15 protein-coding genes, 6 tRNA genes and 1 pseudogene are annotated in these 17,503 nt (G+C 58.8%); 7 read left to right on the forward strand and 15 right to left on the reverse strand.

Going from position 1 to position 17,503, the window contains the following annotated elements:
* The first annotated feature begins 98 nt into the window (after window positions 1-98).
* Window positions 99-617: a DUF2062 domain-containing protein gene (locus tag CKW17_RS16110; protein WP_007908202.1), complete on the forward strand. Its 519-nt coding sequence runs from the start codon at window positions 99-101 to the stop codon at window positions 615-617.
* A 135-nt stretch (window positions 618-752) separates the two neighbouring features.
* On the opposite strand, the gene CKW17_RS16115 is transcribed toward CKW17_RS16110, so the two are convergent.
* The 4 genes from CKW17_RS16115 to CKW17_RS16130 all read right to left on the reverse strand — a co-directional run bounded on the left by CKW17_RS16115 (window position 753) and on the right by CKW17_RS16130 (window position 3,911).
* A complete protein-coding gene (locus tag CKW17_RS16115) occupies window positions 753-1,532 on the reverse strand; it encodes an ABC transporter permease (protein ID WP_008087860.1) in 780 nt (259 codons plus the stop codon).
* Window positions 1,529-2,461, reverse strand: a complete 933-nt coding sequence (locus CKW17_RS16120; RefSeq protein WP_077574089.1) for an ABC transporter ATP-binding protein — start codon at window positions 2,459-2,461, stop codon at window positions 1,529-1,531. Before CKW17_RS16120 ends, CKW17_RS16115 begins: the two co-directional genes overlap by 4 nt.
* A 123-nt stretch (window positions 2,462-2,584) precedes the next feature.
* A complete protein-coding gene (locus tag CKW17_RS16125) occupies window positions 2,585-3,208 on the reverse strand; it encodes a glutathione S-transferase family protein (protein WP_095120596.1) in 624 nt (207 codons plus the stop codon).
* 43 nt (window positions 3,209-3,251) lie between these two features.
* Complete coding sequence (locus CKW17_RS16130; protein ID WP_095120597.1) at window positions 3,252-3,911, reverse strand: transglutaminase family protein; 660 nt, start codon at window positions 3,909-3,911, stop codon at window positions 3,252-3,254.
* A 248-nt stretch (window positions 3,912-4,159) separates the two neighbouring features.
* On the opposite strand from CKW17_RS16130, the gene CKW17_RS16135 reads away from it, so the two are divergent.
* Window positions 4,160-6,607 carry an acyl-CoA dehydrogenase gene (locus CKW17_RS16135; RefSeq protein ID WP_095120598.1) on the forward strand — a complete coding sequence of 816 codons (2,448 nt, stop codon included), beginning with the start codon at window positions 4,160-4,162 and terminating at the stop codon, window positions 6,605-6,607.
* 74 nt (window positions 6,608-6,681) lie between these two features.
* The gene (locus tag CKW17_RS16140; protein WP_039760212.1) at window positions 6,682-7,089 is read left to right on the forward strand and encodes a PA2817 family protein; all 408 of its coding nucleotides are present in this window, start codon (window positions 6,682-6,684) and stop codon (window positions 7,087-7,089) included.
* Window positions 7,090-7,151: 62 nt separating this feature from the next.
* Here the strand turns inward: CKW17_RS16140 and CKW17_RS16145 are convergent, their stop codons facing one another.
* A complete protein-coding gene (locus CKW17_RS16145; protein WP_077574093.1) occupies window positions 7,152-8,150 on the reverse strand; it encodes a LysR family transcriptional regulator in 999 nt (332 codons plus the stop codon).
* A gap of 90 nt (window positions 8,151-8,240) precedes the next feature.
* Between CKW17_RS16145 and CKW17_RS16150 the strand changes: the two genes are divergently transcribed.
* The 3 genes from CKW17_RS16150 (at window position 8,241) to CKW17_RS16160 (ending at window position 10,368) form a co-directional block, all read left to right on the forward strand.
* Complete coding sequence (locus CKW17_RS16150; RefSeq protein ID WP_095120599.1) at window positions 8,241-8,867, forward strand: hypothetical protein; 627 nt, start codon at window positions 8,241-8,243, stop codon at window positions 8,865-8,867.
* Window positions 8,868-8,957: 90 nt separating this feature from the next.
* Window positions 8,958-9,728, forward strand: coding sequence for a 2OG-Fe(II) oxygenase (locus CKW17_RS16155; RefSeq protein ID WP_095120600.1), 771 nt, complete (start codon window positions 8,958-8,960; stop codon window positions 9,726-9,728).
* Window position 9,729: 1 nt separating this feature from the next.
* Complete coding sequence (locus tag CKW17_RS16160; RefSeq protein ID WP_095120601.1) at window positions 9,730-10,368, forward strand: LysE family translocator; 639 nt, start codon at window positions 9,730-9,732, stop codon at window positions 10,366-10,368.
* Window positions 10,369-10,496: 128 nt separating this feature from the next.
* On the opposite strand, the gene CKW17_RS16165 is transcribed toward CKW17_RS16160, so the two are convergent.
* From CKW17_RS16165 to CKW17_RS16190, 6 genes are all read right to left on the reverse strand, one after another.
* Window positions 10,497-10,572, reverse strand: a tRNA-Gly gene (locus CKW17_RS16165).
* 2 nt (window positions 10,573-10,574) lie between these two features.
* Window positions 10,575-10,650 (reverse strand) — tRNA-Glu (locus CKW17_RS16170).
* Between the two features lie 57 nt (window positions 10,651-10,707).
* Window positions 10,708-10,783 (reverse strand) — tRNA-Gly (locus CKW17_RS16175).
* 3 nt (window positions 10,784-10,786) lie between these two features.
* Window positions 10,787-10,862, reverse strand: a tRNA-Glu gene (locus CKW17_RS16180).
* 104 nt (window positions 10,863-10,966) lie between these two features.
* Window positions 10,967-11,042, reverse strand: a tRNA-Gly gene (locus tag CKW17_RS16185).
* Window positions 11,043-11,044: 2 nt separating this feature from the next.
* A tRNA-Glu gene (locus CKW17_RS16190) sits at window positions 11,045-11,120 on the reverse strand.
* A gap of 384 nt (window positions 11,121-11,504) precedes the next feature.
* Here CKW17_RS16190 and CKW17_RS16195 point away from each other — a divergent pair.
* Window positions 11,505-12,263, forward strand: coding sequence for a hypothetical protein (locus CKW17_RS16195; RefSeq protein ID WP_038364524.1), 759 nt, complete (start codon window positions 11,505-11,507; stop codon window positions 12,261-12,263).
* Between the two features lie 743 nt (window positions 12,264-13,006).
* Here the strand turns inward: CKW17_RS16195 and CKW17_RS30765 are convergent.
* The 4 genes and pseudogenes from CKW17_RS30765 to CKW17_RS16210 form a co-directional block, all read right to left on the reverse strand.
* Window positions 13,007-13,888 (reverse strand): methyl-accepting chemotaxis protein, encoded by an 882-nt coding sequence (locus CKW17_RS30765; RefSeq protein ID WP_371850958.1) that lies wholly within the window; start codon window positions 13,886-13,888, stop codon window positions 13,007-13,009.
* Window positions 13,868-15,025, reverse strand: a pseudogene (locus tag CKW17_RS30770) (HAMP domain-containing protein); the annotation flags it as partial. The gene CKW17_RS30765 and the pseudogene CKW17_RS30770, both read right to left, overlap by 21 nt.
* Before the next feature lie 58 nt (window positions 15,026-15,083).
* Window positions 15,084-16,484 (reverse strand): PLP-dependent aminotransferase family protein, encoded by a 1,401-nt coding sequence (locus tag CKW17_RS16205; protein ID WP_095120603.1) that lies wholly within the window; start codon window positions 16,482-16,484, stop codon window positions 15,084-15,086.
* A 190-nt stretch (window positions 16,485-16,674) separates the two neighbouring features.
* Window positions 16,675-17,436, reverse strand: coding sequence for an SDR family oxidoreductase (locus tag CKW17_RS16210; protein WP_016983635.1), 762 nt, complete (start codon window positions 17,434-17,436; stop codon window positions 16,675-16,677).
* Between the last annotated feature and the right edge of the window lie 67 nt (window positions 17,437-17,503).

A 17,503-nucleotide genomic window follows, 5' to 3' on the forward strand; every position in this document is an offset into this window, starting at 1 on the left:
GTGTCGGGCACGGGCGTCGTCAACAATTGTCACAAAGTCTGAATGGGCGCTTCGTAGAATCCAGACATACTTGCCGCCTTAACCGACCGAGAAGCCTTATGCCCCGGCGCTTATTCAAACGTTACATGCCCGACCCGACGAGCATCAGGGAACACAAATCCTTACGCTTTCTCGGCAAGTTGCTGCATGACCCGAACCTCTGGCACCTCAATCGTCACTCGGTCGCACGGGCGATGGCGGTCGGCCTGTTCGCCGCATTCCTGCCGATTCCGGCGCAGATGCTGGTGGCCGCCGCCCTCGCCGTCATGGTGCGGGGGAACATGCCGATTGCTGTCAGCCTGGTGTGGCTGACCAATCCGATCACCATGCCGGCGGTGTTCTTCTGCACTTATCAGGCTGGGGCGTTTTTGATGGACGTGCCCGCCCGGCATCTTCCGGATGAACTGACCTGGGAGTGGATCAGCGGCGAGTTGTCGACATTGTGGCAGCCGTTCTTGCTCGGCTCGGTGGTGGTAGGGCTGGTGCTTGGCGCCCTCGCCTACTGTCTGGTGATGATGTATTGGCGCTGGTGGGTCGCGCGGCAATGGGCGCGGCGCAAGAAAAGCCGCATGCGCTGAATGCAAAACGGCCTCCGCAGTGGGAGGCCGTTTTGTTTTGTGGCGTTTGCATTCGCGAGCAGGCTCGCTCCTACATTGGAATGCGTTCCCCTGTAGGAGTGAGCCTGCTCGCGATGGCCACGACTCGGTCTGGAATCAGGTCCGCATCCCGCGCCCACTCACCAGCAACCGTGCGCAACCGAGATACAGCACCACCGTCGCCACCAGCATAAAGGTGATCGCGATACCGATCTTGATATCCGACACACCGAGAATGCCGTAACGGAAGGCATTGACCATGTGCAGCACCGGGTTGGCCAGCGACACGGTTTGCCAGAATGGCGGCAGCAGCGTGATGGAATAGAACACCCCACCCAGGTACGTCAGAGGCGTCAGCACAAAAGTCGGGATGATCGAAATATCATCGAAGTTGCGCGCAAACACCGCGTTGATGAAGCCTAGCAGCGAAAAGATCGTCGCCGTCAGCACCACCACCAGAATGGTCACACCGAGGTGATGCACCTGCAAATGGGTGAAGAACAGCGACAGAATCGTCACGATCACGCCGACCATCAGACCCCGCAACACACCGCCAATGGTGAAGCCGATCAGAATCGTGTGCGGCGACACCGGCGATACCATCAATTCCTCAATGGAACGCTGGAACTTGCTGCCGAAGAAACTCGACACCACGTTGCCGTAGGAGTTGGTGATCACCGACATCATGATCAGTCCCGGCACGATGTACTCCATGTAGGTGAAGCCACCCATGTCGCCGATCTGGCGACCGATCAGATTGCCGAAAATCACGAAGTACAGAACCATGGTGATCGCCGGCGGCAGCAGCGTTTGCGGCCAGATCCGCGTGAAGCGTTTGACCTCTCGATAAACAATGGTCTGCAGGGCGACGAGGTTGGGACGGAATTCGGAACTCATACCGCCACCTTCGACAGATTTTTCTCCACCAGGGACACGAACAGCTCCTCGAGGCGATTGGTTTTGTTACGCAGGCTCAGCACTTCGATGTTCTGCTGCGCCAACTGGGTGAACAACGCCGTGATGCCCATGGACTTGTCGACCTGGACTTCCAGGGTGTGAGCGTCGATCAACCGGGCTGGATAGCCGAGCAATTGCGGCGCGGTGTGCAAGTCGTTTTTCAGGTCGAGCAGGAAGGTTTCCACGTGCAACTGGCCCAGCAATTGTTTCATGCTGGTGTTCTCGACGATGGTGCCGTGGTCGATGATGCCGATGTTGCGGCACAACTGCTCAGCCTCTTCCAGATAGTGCGTGGTGAGGATGATGGTGATGCCTTTCTGGTTCAGCTCGGTGAGGAACGTCCACATCGAACGGCGCAACTCGATATCGACGCCTGCGGTCGGTTCATCGAGGATCAGCAGACGCGGTTCGTGCACCAGTGCGCGGGCAATCATCAAGCGCCGCTTCATGCCGCCGGACAGCGAACGCGACGGCACATCGCGCTTGTCCCACAAGCCCAGTTGGGTCAGGTACTGCTCGGCGCGTTCCTTGGCGATCTTCGCTGGAATGCCGTAGTAACCGGCCTGGGTCACGACGATGTCGAAGGTCTTTTCGAACTGGTTGAAGTTGAATTCCTGGGGCACTACGCCGATCGAGCGCTTGAGCTGCGCAGGATTCTTGTCCAGGTCATGGCCGAAGATATTCACCGTGCCGCTGGTCTTGTTGACCAGGGTCGAGAGAATGCCGATGGTCGTGGATTTGCCGGCACCGTTGGGGCCGAGCAAGGCGAAAAAGTCACCTTCGGCGACGTCCAGATCGATACCACTCAAGGCCTGGAACCCGTTGCCGTAGGTTTTGGTTAGCTGCCGGATGGACAGAGCGGAACTCATATCTGATTTACGCACCATTGAAGGGAAAAAGGAGACGGCGGCGAAGAGTCGAACCGCAGCGCAAGTGCGCAATGGTGCTTGCCGCCGCCGTACAAGTACAGTCAAGTGTGTCGATAGTAGGTATTAAGTCAACGCGGTCATGACGGCTTTCCGGTAGGCCGGACGCTGCTTCAGACGCTCGTACCAGGCTTGCAGATGCGGTTGCGGGGCGCGTTCGATGGGCATCTCGAACCAGGCATAAATGAAACTGCCGAGCGGGATGTCACCCATGCCGATGTCTTTTCCGGAAAGGTAAGGCTGACTGGCCAAGGCTCTGTCTGCCATGCTCAGCAACTCGCTGCATTCCTTGATCGCGGCATTGATCGCCGCCCAGTCCTGCTTGTCCGCAGGCGTGCGCAACACGCCCCAGAACACCGTGCGGAAAGGCCCGGCGAAACTCGAGGTGGTCCAGTCCATCCACTTGTCAGCGACGGCGCGGGTTTGCGGATTCGCCGAATACCAGTGGCTGTCGGGCGCATGTCTGGCCAGCAGATAGCGGACGATGGCGTTGGATTCCCACAACACAAAACCGTCGTCTTCGATCACCGGCACCCGGCCGTTCGGGTTCATCGCCCGGTACTCGGGCGTGTCGACCACGCCGAATGCGCCACCGGCATCAATCGCCTCGTAAGCCAGACCGAGTTCCTCGGCAGCCCACAACGGCTTCCTGACATTCGATGAGTTTTTCCGTCCCCAGATCTTCAGCATGACCGCCTCTTTTCAAATGCGTGGGCAGGCAGCATACGCCGGATCAGGTGCGGCTCAAATCACTCTGCATGTCGCCCAGCAGTTGCGGCTGCTGATCAGTGAACAGATGCGGATAACACTTTTGCAGATGCTCGAAGAAGAACGTTTCCGGGACATCGGCGAATTGCCCATGATCGACCAGATACTCCATCAGTTGCGCGCCGTCGCGGTTGAACGGGTGAAAAACGCTGTCGTTGATGCCATCGAATTCCAACGGAGCGACGTTGAACAACTCACACAGTTGCTGATTGAACGCCGGTGTTGCCTTGACCCAGCGATCATTGAGAAACAGCTCGGTGTAACCGTGCATGGCGAACATGTCGCTCTTCAGCAGTTCAAGCAGGCGCGGGGTCGACAGGTGATTGCGCACATCGGCCAGACCGATACGCGCCGGGATCCCGCAATGCCGTGCGCAGCCCGCCAGCAGCGTGGCTTTCGGTACGCAATAACTCTCCCCCGTCGCCAACGCATAGCTGCCGCGCAAGGTCTGCGGATCACGGCTGAAGGTGTAGGGGTTGTAACGCACCGCCTCACGCACGGCGTAATAAAGACTGATCGCCTGCTCGAGCGGATTGCGGCTGGCACCCCGATGTTGTTCGGCGAACTCCACCACCGCCGGGTGGTCACTATCGATGAAGCGGCCGGGACTCAGATACTCGTGCATGACGGCAATCTCCTGGGTGAGCCCCGAGTCTAGCGACAGCTTCAGCACAGAGATAACGACGTTTCGGCCAAACTTGGACGCAAAGACGCGGGATCGGCGAACGATTTCCCACACGTGTTGCCCACCGAACCTACGAAAACCATCCGGGGTTTCCCACGATTTCAATCACCTTGCTCTGACCACCCGCTTTTACAGATGCCGTCTAAGCTCTGGAGGGTCGATTTGCCTTGGTTCACGGAGGACTGAATATGCTGTTGTTGTGGATACTGGTTTTGATCGTTGGCGTGGCGTATCTCGCCCACCGACGTATTTCCCCTCTGCCGGCCTTGGGCATTGTTGCCGTCTACTTGCTGGCGATGGGTATTTTCAGTCACGCACCGGGCTGGCTGCTGCTGGTGTTCTGGGTCGTGCTGGCGGTGGTCGCCGCGCCTTTATTGCTGCCTGACCTGCGCCGCAAACATTTCACCGCGCCGCTGTTCAACTGGTTCCAGAAAACCCTGCCGCCGATGTCGCAGACCGAACGCGACGCGATCGACGCCGGCACCGTGTGGTGGGATGGCGAATTGTTCAGCGGTCGTCCGGACTGGGACAAACTGCTGTCGTATCCGAAAGTGCAGTTGACCGAAGAAGAACAGGCGTTCATCGACGGCCCGACCGAAGAGCTGTGCGCGATGGTCACTGACTGGCAGATCGGCCAGTCGATGGACCTGCCGGCCGAAGCTTGGACGCACATCAAGGAACATGGCTTTTTTGCCCTGATCATTCCGAAAGAATTTGGCGGTAAAGGCTTCTCGGCCTACGCCCACTCGCAAGTGGCAATGAAACTGGCGACCCGCAGCGGTGACCTCGCCTCCACCGTCATGGTGCCGAACTCACTCGGCCCGGCCGAACTGCTGCTGCATTACGGCACCGACGAACAACGCAATCACTACCTGCCGCGTCTGGCCCGGGGCGATGACATTCCGTGCTTTGCCCTCACCGGCCCGCTCGCGGGTTCCGATGCCGGGGCGATGCCCGACACCGGGATCATCTGCAAAGGTCAGTGGGAAGGTCAGGAAGTCATCGGCCTGCGCCTGAACTGGGAAAAACGCTACATCACCCTAGGCCCGGTCGCTACCCTCCTCGGCCTGGCTTTCAAGGCCTACGACCCGGAACATCTGCTGGGCGACAAGGAAGACCTTGGCATCAGCCTCGCGCTGATTCCGACCGACACCGCAGGCGTGGAAATCGGTCGTCGTCACCTGCCACTAGGCGCGGCGTTCATGAACGGCCCGAACTCGGGCAAAGATGTGTTTATCCCTCTGGATTTCCTCATCGGCGGTCAGGAGATGCTCGGCAAGGGCTGGATGATGCTGATGAACTGCCTGTCGGTCGGCCGTTCGATCTCGTTGCCGGCGGTCGGCACTGGTGCGGCCAAATTCACCAGCCTGGTCACCGGTCAGTACGCGCAGATTCGCGAGCAGTTCAATGTACCGCTGTCGGCTTTCGAAGGTATTCAGGAAGCCATGGCGCGCATCGGCGGCAACGCCTGGATGATGGACGCGGCGCGGATGCTCACTGCCAACGCAGTGGATCTGGGCGAGAAACCCTCGGTGCTGTCGGCGATCCTCAAGTATCACCTCACCGAGCGCGGCCGCGAATGCATCAGCCACGCCATGGATGTGCATGGTGGCAAGGCGATCATCATGGGCCCGAACAACTACCTCGGGCGTAGCTGGAACGGCGCGCCGATCTTCATCACCGTGGAAGGTGCAAACATCCTGTCGCGCAACCTGATGATCTTTGGTCAGGGCGCGATTCGTTGCCATCCATTCGTGCTGAAGGAGATGGCCCTTGCCGGTCGTGAGGACAAGGACCAGGCGCTGAAAGAGTTCGATGGCCTGCTGCTCAAACACATCGGTTTCGCCGTAAGCAACGCGGCCAGCACGCTGGTGCTGAACCTCGGTTTCGGTCACTTCGAACACGCGCCGGGCGACAAGATCAGCCAAGGCTACTTCCGCGCACTCAACCGCCAGGCCGCGGCGTTCGCCATGCTCGCCGACTTCAGCATGATGCTGCTGGGCGGCGAACTGAAACGTCGCGAGCGTCTGTCGGCACGTTTGGGTGATGTGTTGAGCAACCTGTATCTGGCCTCGGCCGCGCTCAAGCGTTATCACGATCTGGATTCGCCGGCGTACATGGAGCCGCTGTTCAGATGGGCGATGGAAGAAAGCCTCGGCCAATCGGAACGGGCGCTGGATGAATTGCTGCGCAACTTCCCGAACAAGGTATTCGGTTGCCTGCTGCGAGCCATCGTGTTCCCGTTCGGTCGTCGTCACAAAGGCCCGTCGGACAAACTCGGCGCCGAAGTGGCTGGCGTGATTGGTCGCGCCAAGGGCGATCCGGCGCTGGAAGAACTGCTTGCCGGTTGTTATCGCCCGCAGTCGGCAGACGATGCCGTCGGCGCGCTGCAACACGCCAGCGATCTGCTGAATGCCGCGCAGCCGTTGCACAAAAAACTGCACACCTCGCTGAAAAGCGGTCAGGTCAAACCGGTCGCAGGTGAGCACGCCATCGATGCGGCGCTGGAGGCCGGGGTGTTGCAACCGGGAGAAGCACAGAGCCTGCGCGATGCCGAAGCCGCACGACGCAAGGTGATCGACGTGGATGACTTCGACAAAGAGGAACTGAAACTGGCAGAGGGCAAAGTCCGCTGATCCTGACAACCATGTCCAAGAGGGCGCAGGAGCTTTATACTCCCGCGCCCGTTTTGCTCTTGAGGACTTATCTCGTGTCCAACGTCGTTGCCGATCATCTTGTATTACTCGACCACCTGCGCAGCATCCTGGTCGCCGTAGGTGAGGCCGAACAGGTTCCCGAAGAAAGCCATGCCCTGTTCCTGGAGCGCTTCGACGAACTGCTCGCATCGCTGCCGATCGATCCGATCGAAAGCCAATACCTGGGCCAGGACATCCTGACTCAAGTGATTAGCCGTTATCCGCAAATCGCCCACCTGATCCCGCGCGATCTGCTGTGGTTCTTCGCCGGTGACTGCCTGCACTACCTTTCCGATGAAGAGATCGACCTGTATCAGGCCCTGGAAGAGCGCCGTTACGAAGCTGAACAGAACGACGAACCGTTCGACTGGAATCAGGAAAAACAGCTGCTGGCGATGTCCGCTCAGGACAGCAAGCACTGATTTTCGCGCCGTTATGAAAACGCCCGCATGGTTGTCCATGCGGGCATTTTTTTGCATTGGCGTTAGAGCAGACCTTCGCTTTCCGGTAATTCATACGCCATGGCTGCGTTACTCGCACCACCTGACTTGCCCGGCTTGCTCAAGGTCGGCTCTTTCTGCAGACACTCCACCAGATAGTCGATAAACACGCGCAACTTGGGTGGCAGATAGCGCGTCGGCGAATGCAGCAACCACAGTCCGCCATGGTAGGACGCCAGAAAGGTCCAGTCCGGCAGCACCTGCACAATCAACTTCTGCTCAAGTGCGTAACGGGCAGTGAAATACGGCAGGCTGCCAATGCCGATGTGCTGCAACACCGCACCCAATCGCACACCGGTGTGATTGGCGGCATAGCGACCGCGCACACCCACCGTTACCGCTTTGCTGCCTTTCTTGAATTTCCAGCGTGCATCGCTGGGGGTTTCACCCAGATAAATACAGCTGTGATTGAGCAAATCATGAGGGTGAGTCGGGGTGCCGTGCTCGGCCAGGTACTGCGGCGTGGCACAGAGCAAATGATCGATGGTCAGCAATTGCCGCCCGACCAACCCGGCCGGTGGTCGATCCGTAATACGAATGGCCAGATCGACATGGTCGTCGATCAAATCGACCTGGCGATCTTCCAGTAGCAACTCGACATCAACCTTGGGATAACGCCGCAGAAACTCGGGCATGTGCGGATGAATCACAAACCGCCCGACTGCTTTTGGCACGCTGACCCGCACCAGCCCTTCCGCTTCATGGGTGAACTGGCCACTGATTTCCATCACTGACTTGGCCGCGCTTACCATCTCCTGACAACGCTTGAATACCTCTTCGCCGCCATCACTCAAACGCAGCTTGCGCGTAGTGCGCTGCAACAGTCGCGTGGCCAAGGCTTTTTCCAGCCGCGAAATACTGCGACTGACCGCCGACGGCGATGAACCCAGTTGCCGAGCCGCTTCAGAAAAGCTGCCGGTCTCCACGACCTTGACGAAGATTGCCATCTCACCGAGCAGCGGGAGCGGAAGATTTATGCTCACAGCGCACAAGTCCTTTGATGTTTTAACGGATTATCACGTTATTACACGATTCATATAATAAAAATAGAAATTTAAATAAGGGCATGGAATATGACGCTTCGCCTCTTTTTCCATAGTGATGACCTCAAGGCTAATGTAGAAGTCCTCGACTGCACGCCCCACGAGAACGAATTTGCGGTGGTGCTGCGCGCCACCCTGTTCCATCCGCAAGGGGGTGGCCAGCCCTGCGATACCGGCTGGATCGATGAGAGCCAGGTATTACGCGTCGTACAGGAACCGGACCGGATCGTTCATTACGTCGACCGCCCCGTAAAGCTTGGCATGACCTGTATCCATGTCGATGGAGAACGCCGCAGCTTCAACACCCGTATGCATTCGGCCGGCCATCTGATCGGACATTTCGTTCAGGCCATGGGCTGGATGCCGATCAAGGCACACCACTGGCCGGATGAAGGTCGAGTGCAATTCAAACCCGGCGATGCTGCGCAGGAAGTCGACACCGAGACCGTTCAAACCGGGATCGACCACTGGATCGAGCACGACCTGCCCCGCCTGACCTCGCTACGCGAAGGTGCGCGGGAAATCGGTTTTGGTGAACTGCCCGCCTATGGCTGCGGCGGCACCCATGTACGTAGCCTGAAGGATCTGGGCACAGTCACGATCGCGTCCCTTTCGCAGAAGAAAGGCACGTTGTCCGTCCACTACAGCGTGGATTGAGCATTTCGGGCGCTGCCTCACGCAGCGTCCGACGCCGGGGGAACCGCATTCGCCGGTTCCGTTGACTATCGATAGATGGACCTAAAAACAATGATGCTAGACGTCGAGCGTCTCGATGAGACGTGCATAAAAAAACTGGCCAACGAAGAAGTCCTCGCCATCCGCGTCAAAGGTTTTCTGCCTGAGCCGCTGGCCATTCAGATTGGCAACAAAATTCTTGCTCCAGGTTTTGAGGGTTACATCAACGCACCGAGCATCGGCCGCATCGGCATGGCTTTTTATGAGGCGGAAAACCAGCCGTTACTGATCGAAGACTACTTCGAACGCGCCACCAGCAACATCGCGGAACTGCGCAATCGCTGCGCCCCCTATTCCTCACCGATCGATACCTTGCGCTGCATGCTCGACGAATCCTGGCCGGCCGGCGCACACCTGGAAAATCTCTACGGCCGGAAAATGTATGTCGGCCTATCGCGAGTAGTGAAACCCGGCGTGTGCTTCCTGGCCCATCACGACATCTTCGCCAAGGACGCCCCGGACAGTTTCCAGGCCCGCAGCCTGGAGGCGCAGTTCGCCTGCAACGTCTATCTGAACATGCCGACCGAGGGCGGTGCGCTGCAGATGTGGGACGACGACATCACCCCGGATCAGTTCGACGAGATGCGTGGCGACAGTTACGGCATCGAACCGGCGCTGCTCGGCCCACCCGCGCTGGAAGTCCGACCGCAACCCGGCGATTTCATCATGTTCAATTCGCGTCGCATGCACTCGGTGACCCCGGGCGTGGCAGATCCGCGCTTGAGCCTTTCCTTTTTTGTCGGCTATCGCGGCAATGCTTCACCCCTGACCTACTGGAGCTGAGATGTATTCGAATTATCTGGGCGAGTTTCTGGCGCTGGCCACTATTCACTTCCTGGCTGTGGTTGCTCCCGGCCCGGACTTCGCGGTGACTATTCGCCAAAGCGTACGCTTCGGCCGACTGGTGGGGATCTGCACGGCGCTGGGTATTGGCGCGGGGATTTCCGTACACGTGCTGTACACGCTACTGGGCGTGGGGGCATTGATGCACACGACCCCTTGGTTGTTGACCGTCGCCAAAGTGATCGGCGGCGCTTACATCCTGTATTTGGGTATCAGTCTGCTGCGCAGTAAACCCAAATCGGCCCTTGAAGGTGAGAAAAACAGTGAGGAGGCGGTGGTTGCACAAACCTTGTTCAAAGCCTTCAGCACCGGTTTTCTGACCAACGCAACCAACCCCAAGGCCACGCTATTTTTCCTGGCCATCTTCACCACAATCATCAGCGCTGAAACACCTCTGCAAATCCAGGCGTTCTATGGTTTGTGGATGTGTTTTGTAAACGCGCTGTGGTTCGTGATCGTGGCGCTGTTTTTCTCGAGCAGCAAAGTACGCCTGCTGTTCATGCGCATGGGACATTGGTTCGAACGCACCATGGGCGTAGTGCTGATTCTGTTTGCCGGCCGCCTGATGCTGTCCTGGTAGACAGACGCAAAACGCAAAAAGGCCCGCCGAATCGCTTCGACGGGCCTTTTTCTGCATGACCTGATGGCACAACCACACATCACGCGCATACAAAAACGCCGCTCTATTGAGCGGCGTTTTTGTGAATATGGAGCGGGAAACGAGACTCGAACTCGCGACCCCGACCTTGGCAAGGTCGTGCTCTACCAACTGAGCTATTCCCGCAATGGCGTCCCCTAGGGGACTCGAACCCCTGTTACCGCCGTGAAAGGGCGGTGTCCTAGGCCACTAGACGAAGGGGACACAGGCTACAACTTTCACTAATAAAAACGCCGCTCACGGAGCGGCGTTTCTAGAATTTGGAGCGGGAAACGAGACTCGAACTCGCGACCCCGACCTTGGCAAGGTCGTGCTCTACCAACTGAGCTATTCCCGCAAATGGCGTCCCCTAGGGGACTCGAACCCCTGTTACCGCCGTGAAAGGGCGGTGTCCTAGGCCACTAGACGAAGGGGACACGCTACCCGGAACACATGGTGTGTGTTTCGGTGTCCAGATCCGTATCCGAAGACTTGGCTCTGGTTTCACTCAGCACCGCCCGAAAGCACTGCTGTTTAAAATTGGAGCGGGAAACGAGACTCGAACTCGCGACCCCGACCTTGGCAAGGTCGTGCTCTACCAACTGAGCTATTCCCGCATTGGCGTCCCCTAGGGGACTCGAACCCCTGTTACCGCCGTGAAAGGGCGGTGTCCTAGGCCACTAGACGAAGGGGACACACTACAACATTCACTCCCTGCCGCGCTTCGCTGTGTGCTTTACGCTGCAAGTGGCGCGCATTCTATGGATGGATTGAGAGGTCGTCAACCCCTTGATATAAATTTATTTAAATCAATGACTTCGACCTGCTTTACGGCAGCAACCGGGCTTTTCCGTCGCCCGACGATTGACGCCTATATTCCGCCACTCGCCAAGACGTTATAGTCCACCGCACAGTGATGGCAATCTGCACCCGCAGCGCCAGCATTCATATAAGCAGCGTGCGGCCGATACAGATTGAACCTGCCGATCCAACCAGTCGAGCGGCGCTAGGCGGTTAATTGCCCAGCCACTACACTCGCATGCGAACCCTATAAAGAGGTCTTACCGGTGACACCACTCATGATCACCCTGCTAGTCATAGCCGGGATCGCAATTCTGATCGCCATTGGCTACATGAACCATGTGGTGGAAAACAACAAACTGGAGAAGGCCCGTACCAAGGTCGAACTCAACGACCGCCTGCGCCGCTGCGGCGAACTGACCGAGACCTTCCCGGGCCAGTTCATGACCCCGGCACTCAAGCTGCTGCTCACCCGTCTGGAACTGAACGTCTGTCAACGTCTGTTGAACCTGGAAAAAACCAGCGCCACCACCAAAGCGCGCATCACCGAACTGAGCGCCCTGGTCGCGCAAGGTGAATCGATCCCGGTCAACAACCCACCGGCGCCGATCCTGACCGAAGCCAAAGCCAAAGACGTACGCTTCCTGCTCGAAGCCCTTCACGGCCAGATCACCCGCGCCGCCCACGACGGCTTCCTGCCACCGAACGAAGCCAAGCACTGGATCCGCGAAGTCCGCCACATTCTGGTGCTGCTGCACATCGAATTCTTCAACAACCTCGGCCAACAGTCCCTGCAACAAAACCAGCCCGGCCAGGCCCGCCTCGCCTTCGAACGCGGCGTGCAATACCTGCGCAAACAGCAAGATCCGCAGGTGTATGCAGAACAACTGCAATACCTGGAAAAACTGCTGGCCCGCGCCAACGCCCAGGTCATGGACAAGATTGCACCGGTTGAAGGCGAAGAGAACCAACTGACCGCCGGCCTCAAAGATGCCGAGGCAGATGCCGACTGGAAGAAGAAAGTGATTTACGACTGATTGCAGAGGTTGAGAGAGAAGCCACCGAGAGGTGGCTTTTTTGTGGGCTCGCGGGAGTGAACACGATAGACACCCGGTGGATGTGAGGCCGCTTTCGCGAGCAAGCTCGCTCCCACATGGTTTGAGTACATCCGGCAGAGATGGGTTGGCTGCCAGACCACGATCGCGAGCAGGCTCACTCCTACAATGGGATTGAGCACATCTGACAGAGATGGGTCGGCTGTCAGGCCGCTTTCGCGAGCAGGCTCGCTCCCACATGGTTTGAGTACATTCGGCAGAGATGGGTCGGCTGTCAGGCCGCCTTCGCGAGCAAGCTCACTCCCACAGAAAAGCAAAAGCAACGCCCACCTCGCAACCGCATCAGCTCCTCACCACTCAACAGGATGAGCGTTAGCTCGGCTGCAGCTCTTGATCTTGATCCACGGGCGACGTCGGAAGGCTGAGTGGAGGGATTGATCCGGGGGTGGGAGCGTAGCGACCGTTTGGCGCAGCCAAACACAGCGAGAGGAGGTGCAGCGAAGCAAACCGTAGGCGATGCCCCCGGAGCGATCCCGGAGCGAAGGAACCCCGAGCCCCAGCGAGCGGGCCGTACGTAGGAGCAAGCGTTTTTGGTTACTTTTGAGGCGTTTGTCAAAAGTGACCCGCCGTAAGGGCGGAACCGCCAGCCGCAACACCCGAAGCAACGGATATACCCCCTAACCACCCACAACATGGTCGGCCCAAAGGCCGCCAAGCCCAAAGCGTCAAAGCCGAAAATGCCCAACCATCCCACGCAACTCACTCCCCAACTGCGCCAGTTCAACACTCGAAGCCGCATTCCCGCGCATCGCGATCGACGACTGATCCGCACTCGCACGAATATTCGTCACACTGCGATTGATCTCCTCCGCCACCGAACTCTGCTCCTCGGCCGCCGCCGCAATCTGCTGATTCATCTGCTGAATCAACGACACCGCCACCGCAATACTCCCCAGCGCACTCTCGGTCTGCAACGCATCACTCACCGCCAGCTTCACCAACTCCCCGCTGCTCTGAATCTGCTGCACCGACGAATGCGCCGCCGAGCGCAATGCACTCACCAGCCGTTCAATTTCCTCAGTCGATTGCTGCGTGCGCCGAGCCAGTGCGCGCACCTCATCGGCCACCACCGCAAAGCCCCTGCCCTGCTCCCCGGCCCGGGCCGCCTCGATCGCGGCATTCAGCGCCAGTAGATTGGTCTGCTCAGCGACGCTTTTGATCACCCCCAGCACCGTCCCGATATTCTGGATTTCCGCACTGAGGCTTTCGATGCTGGAACTGGCCGACGTCGCCGAATCAGCCAATTGCTCAATGCGCGCCATGCTCTGGCGCACCACCTGCTGACCACTCTCGACCTTGTCATCCGCCGTCTGCGCAGCCAACGCCGCCTCTTCGGCATTGCGCGCAACGTCATGCACGGTGGCGGTCATCTGGTTCATTGCCGTGGCGACCTGCTCGGTTTCTTCCTTCTGGCTGCTGACCTCAAGGTTGGTCTGCTCGGTGACCGCCGACAGCGATTGCGCCGAACTGGCCAGTTGCTCGATACCTGCCTGCAACCCGCTGACAATCGCACTCAGTCCTGCACCCATCTGCTGCATCGCCAACATCAACTGGCCGATCTCGTCACGCCGGGTCACCTCCACGGTCGCACTCAAGTCACCGGCGGCAATCTGCTGGGCGACTTGAATCACACTGCGCAGTGGCGCGACGATAAGACGAGTAATCAACCACGCGGCCAGCAATCCGACCAACAACGCCAGCGCCGATGAACCAACGATCAGCAGCGAGTTTTTCTTCAGTTCCGCCTGCATCGCGCCGTCTTCAGCGACATAAGCCTGATTCACCCGCTCGACCACTTGGTCGGCACGCTGGTGCAATTGCTCGTAGACGGTTTTTTCCTGCGCGAGCAATCCGGTGTACTCGGCCAGTTTGTCGTTGAAACCGGCGATATGCCCGGACACTTCATTGAGCACGGTCAGGTAACCCTCGTCCTTGACCGTGGTTTTCAGTTCTTCGGCTTGCGCCTGAGCCTGCGCGGCCTGTTCGATATTGCCCTTGCCGGCACTGTCGGCATCGCCCTTGCGGCTTTGATCGAGGCGAATCCGCGCTTCGTTCATCGCTTGCAGCATCAACCGCGACACCTGACTGACCTGGTTGGCCTGCTCAATGAACTGCGCTCCGTCCTTGCCCTCGGTGTCCTTCAAGGTATACGCACCGTCGTCGGCAAGTCCGGCCTGCAACACATCGAGGTTATTGGCCACACTGGACACCGACCAACTGGCCATTTCCAGTGCGAGGTCCTTGGCCTGGGTCAACGAAACAAACTCATCGAACGCTTTGCGATAAGCGCCGAGCGACTGCTGCACATCATTCATGACCGGCACATTGGCCGCCGACTGTGCCTTGAGCTGATCAGCCAGAGCAACCAGTTCGTCGACGCCCTTACGCAAGGCATCGGCGGTTTTCGGATCGCCGCGCAAGGCATATTCCTGCTCGAGCAGGCGCACCTTGAGCAAGCCACTGTTGAGCGAGGACATCTGTTTCAGCCCGTCGAAACGCTGACTGATGGTTTGCAGGGACCAGACGCCAATGGCTGCCACCAGCGCGGTCAGCAGCAAAACCAGTACAAACCCGATACCCAGTTTTTTTGCCATACCGAGGTTGGCAAAACGTGCTTGCATGGCCGAAATCATTGCGCGTAGTCCCCTGCCATTGTCAGTAGAGCGAAGAGTCGCAACGGCCATCCACCCGCACAAGTCTCTGGTGTCGGAATAATGGCAAAAAGCTACGCCCGCGTCGTTTTCAGAACGCTTGAGGTCGATCCGAACCGGTGTTGCGAAAAAACTGCCGAGCGCGTGGATCGCAGGCGTATGCGACGTTGATGCGCAACCAGTCGCCCGATTCGCCACAGGGACTGAACGCATCAGGCGCTGACAGCAACACGCCGCAGTACTGCGCCTGCCGGCGTACCCGAACATGATCGGTCATGCGCGAGCGCGCCCAGATGAACAACCCACCCGCAGGCTTGCCGAAAACCTCCCAATCGGCGTCCTCCAGCGCCTGCAGCGCGGCGGCACGATCGGCATTCAAGCGTTGGCGCTGGCGCTGCACCAGTTTGCGGTAAGCGCCGCTGACCATCAGACTGGCCAGCACCGCCTCGGTAAACCTCGACGCCCCCAAGCCGCTGATCATTTTGACCTGAGCCAGTCGCCTGACCATTTCGGTTTCGGCGAAGACGAACCCGACCCGCAACGAACTGCTCAGCGTCTTGGAAAAACTGCCCACATAGATGACCCGCCCCTCATCATCCAGCGCCGCCAGTCGCGTACCGTTGCCCGTATGCAAATCCGCGTAGACATCGTCTTCGATCACGCGCAAATCATAGGCCTTGCTCAGTTGCAGGATGCGTTGGGCCACGCTCGCCGACAGGCAACTTCCGGTGGGATTGTGATGATGGCTGTTGATGAACAATGCGCCAGGCCGAAACTGTTGCAGCAAAGCCTCCAGCGCTTCGATATCCGGCCCGTTCGGGGTACGACGCACCTCGAGCATCCGCACGCCATGCAGGCGCAGGAGATCGAACAGCGGCGCATACCCTGGCGTCTCGACCACGACGCAGTCTCCGGCCTTGAACAAGCTGCGCACGATCAGATCCAGCGCGTGGCTGGCGCCGCAGGTACTCAGCAACTGCGAACTGCGAGCCTCGATACCGAACAGCTTCAGACGTTTGACGATCTGCTCGCGCAACACCGGAAGCCCCAAAGGCGTGCTGTAGTTGAACAGGCTGGCCATATCGGTGCGCGCCACCTCGCGCAGCGCATAGCAGAGGTCGTCAGGCTCGCGCCAGCTTTGCGGCAGACCACCGGCCCCCAGCTTCAACCCCCCGGCTGCCTCGCACACTGCATCACACCAGGCATAGCGGCCCTCGAATGGCGCCAATTCATCATCGGCGCCCAGTGTCGACCGCGAGGCGGCGACAATGAACCCGGTGCCTTGGCGGGCGCTCAGAACGCCCTGCGATACCAGCCGTTCACACGCCTCGACAACACACGACTGACTGAGCAGATTATCCCGGGCGATTTGCCGCACGGAGGGCAAACGGGTGGCCGGCTCTACGCCACTTTGCAGGATCCACTCGGTCAGTCCGTCAACAATCTGCTGCACGACCGGCACCATTGCCTGTCGATCAATTCTCAATTCCATGAGCAAGCAAACTCCTGTCCGTTTTGCTGGCGGCAGTAAATCACAGCCGCGCCGGACAGGCTGTGCGACAACGCCGCCAAAAGCGACCGTTCTAACCATTTGATACACATTGTTTAAGGGGCTTCACGGAACTGAGCGTGATCCATAAAAAAGCCCGCAACGAATGCGGGCAGTTTTTATTGCGCGTTGTTCAGAATGCGGTGACGCCGCCATCGACTGCCAGCGAGTGGCCGGTGGTGAAAGCGGCACCGTCGCTGCACAGATACAACACGGCACTGGCAATTTCCTCGACTTTACCGATGCGCCCGACCGGGTGCATGGCATTGGCGAATTCGCCCTTCTTCGGATCGGCCTCATAGGCGCGACGGAACATGTCGGTATCGATCACCGCCGGACACACAGCGTTGACGCGGATTTTCTTCTTGGCGTATTCGATGGCTGCCGATTTGGTCAAACCGATCACCGCATGCTTCGACGCCGCATAGATGCTCATCTTCGGTGCCGCGCCCAGCCCCGCGACTGAGGCGGTATTGACGATCGCCCCGCCGCCCTGAGCCAGCAATAGCGGCAGTTGATACTTCATGCACAGCCAGACGCCCTTGACGTTGACGCCCATGATCGCGTCGAACTCATCCATCGAGCCGTCGGCCAGTTTGCCTTTTTCGATTTCGATGCCGGCATTGTTGAAGGCATAGTCGAGACGGCCGTAGGTGTTGATCACCTCATCCATCAGATTTTTCACTTCGCTTTCGACGGTCACGTTGCAGCGCACGAAGGTCGCTTCGCCGCCGGCTGTACGAATAAGCGCTACCGTACCCTCGCCCCCTGCCGCATCCAGATCGGCCACCACCACTTTCAAACCTTCGGCGGCGAATGCCTGGGCGGTCGCCCGGCCGATGCCGTTGGCCGCGCCGGTGACTACGGCAACTTGACCGGAAAACGTCATGCTCATTGTTATGTCCTCAAAGGGATAGCTGCAGGTGATTTGCAGCATAGTCATTGAGGTATGCCGAGCGTCA

The sequence above is a fragment of the Pseudomonas sp. Irchel s3f10 genome (genome assembly GCF_900187515.1).
Lineage (GTDB): Bacteria > Pseudomonadota > Gammaproteobacteria > Pseudomonadales > Pseudomonadaceae > Aquipseudomonas > Aquipseudomonas tensinigenes.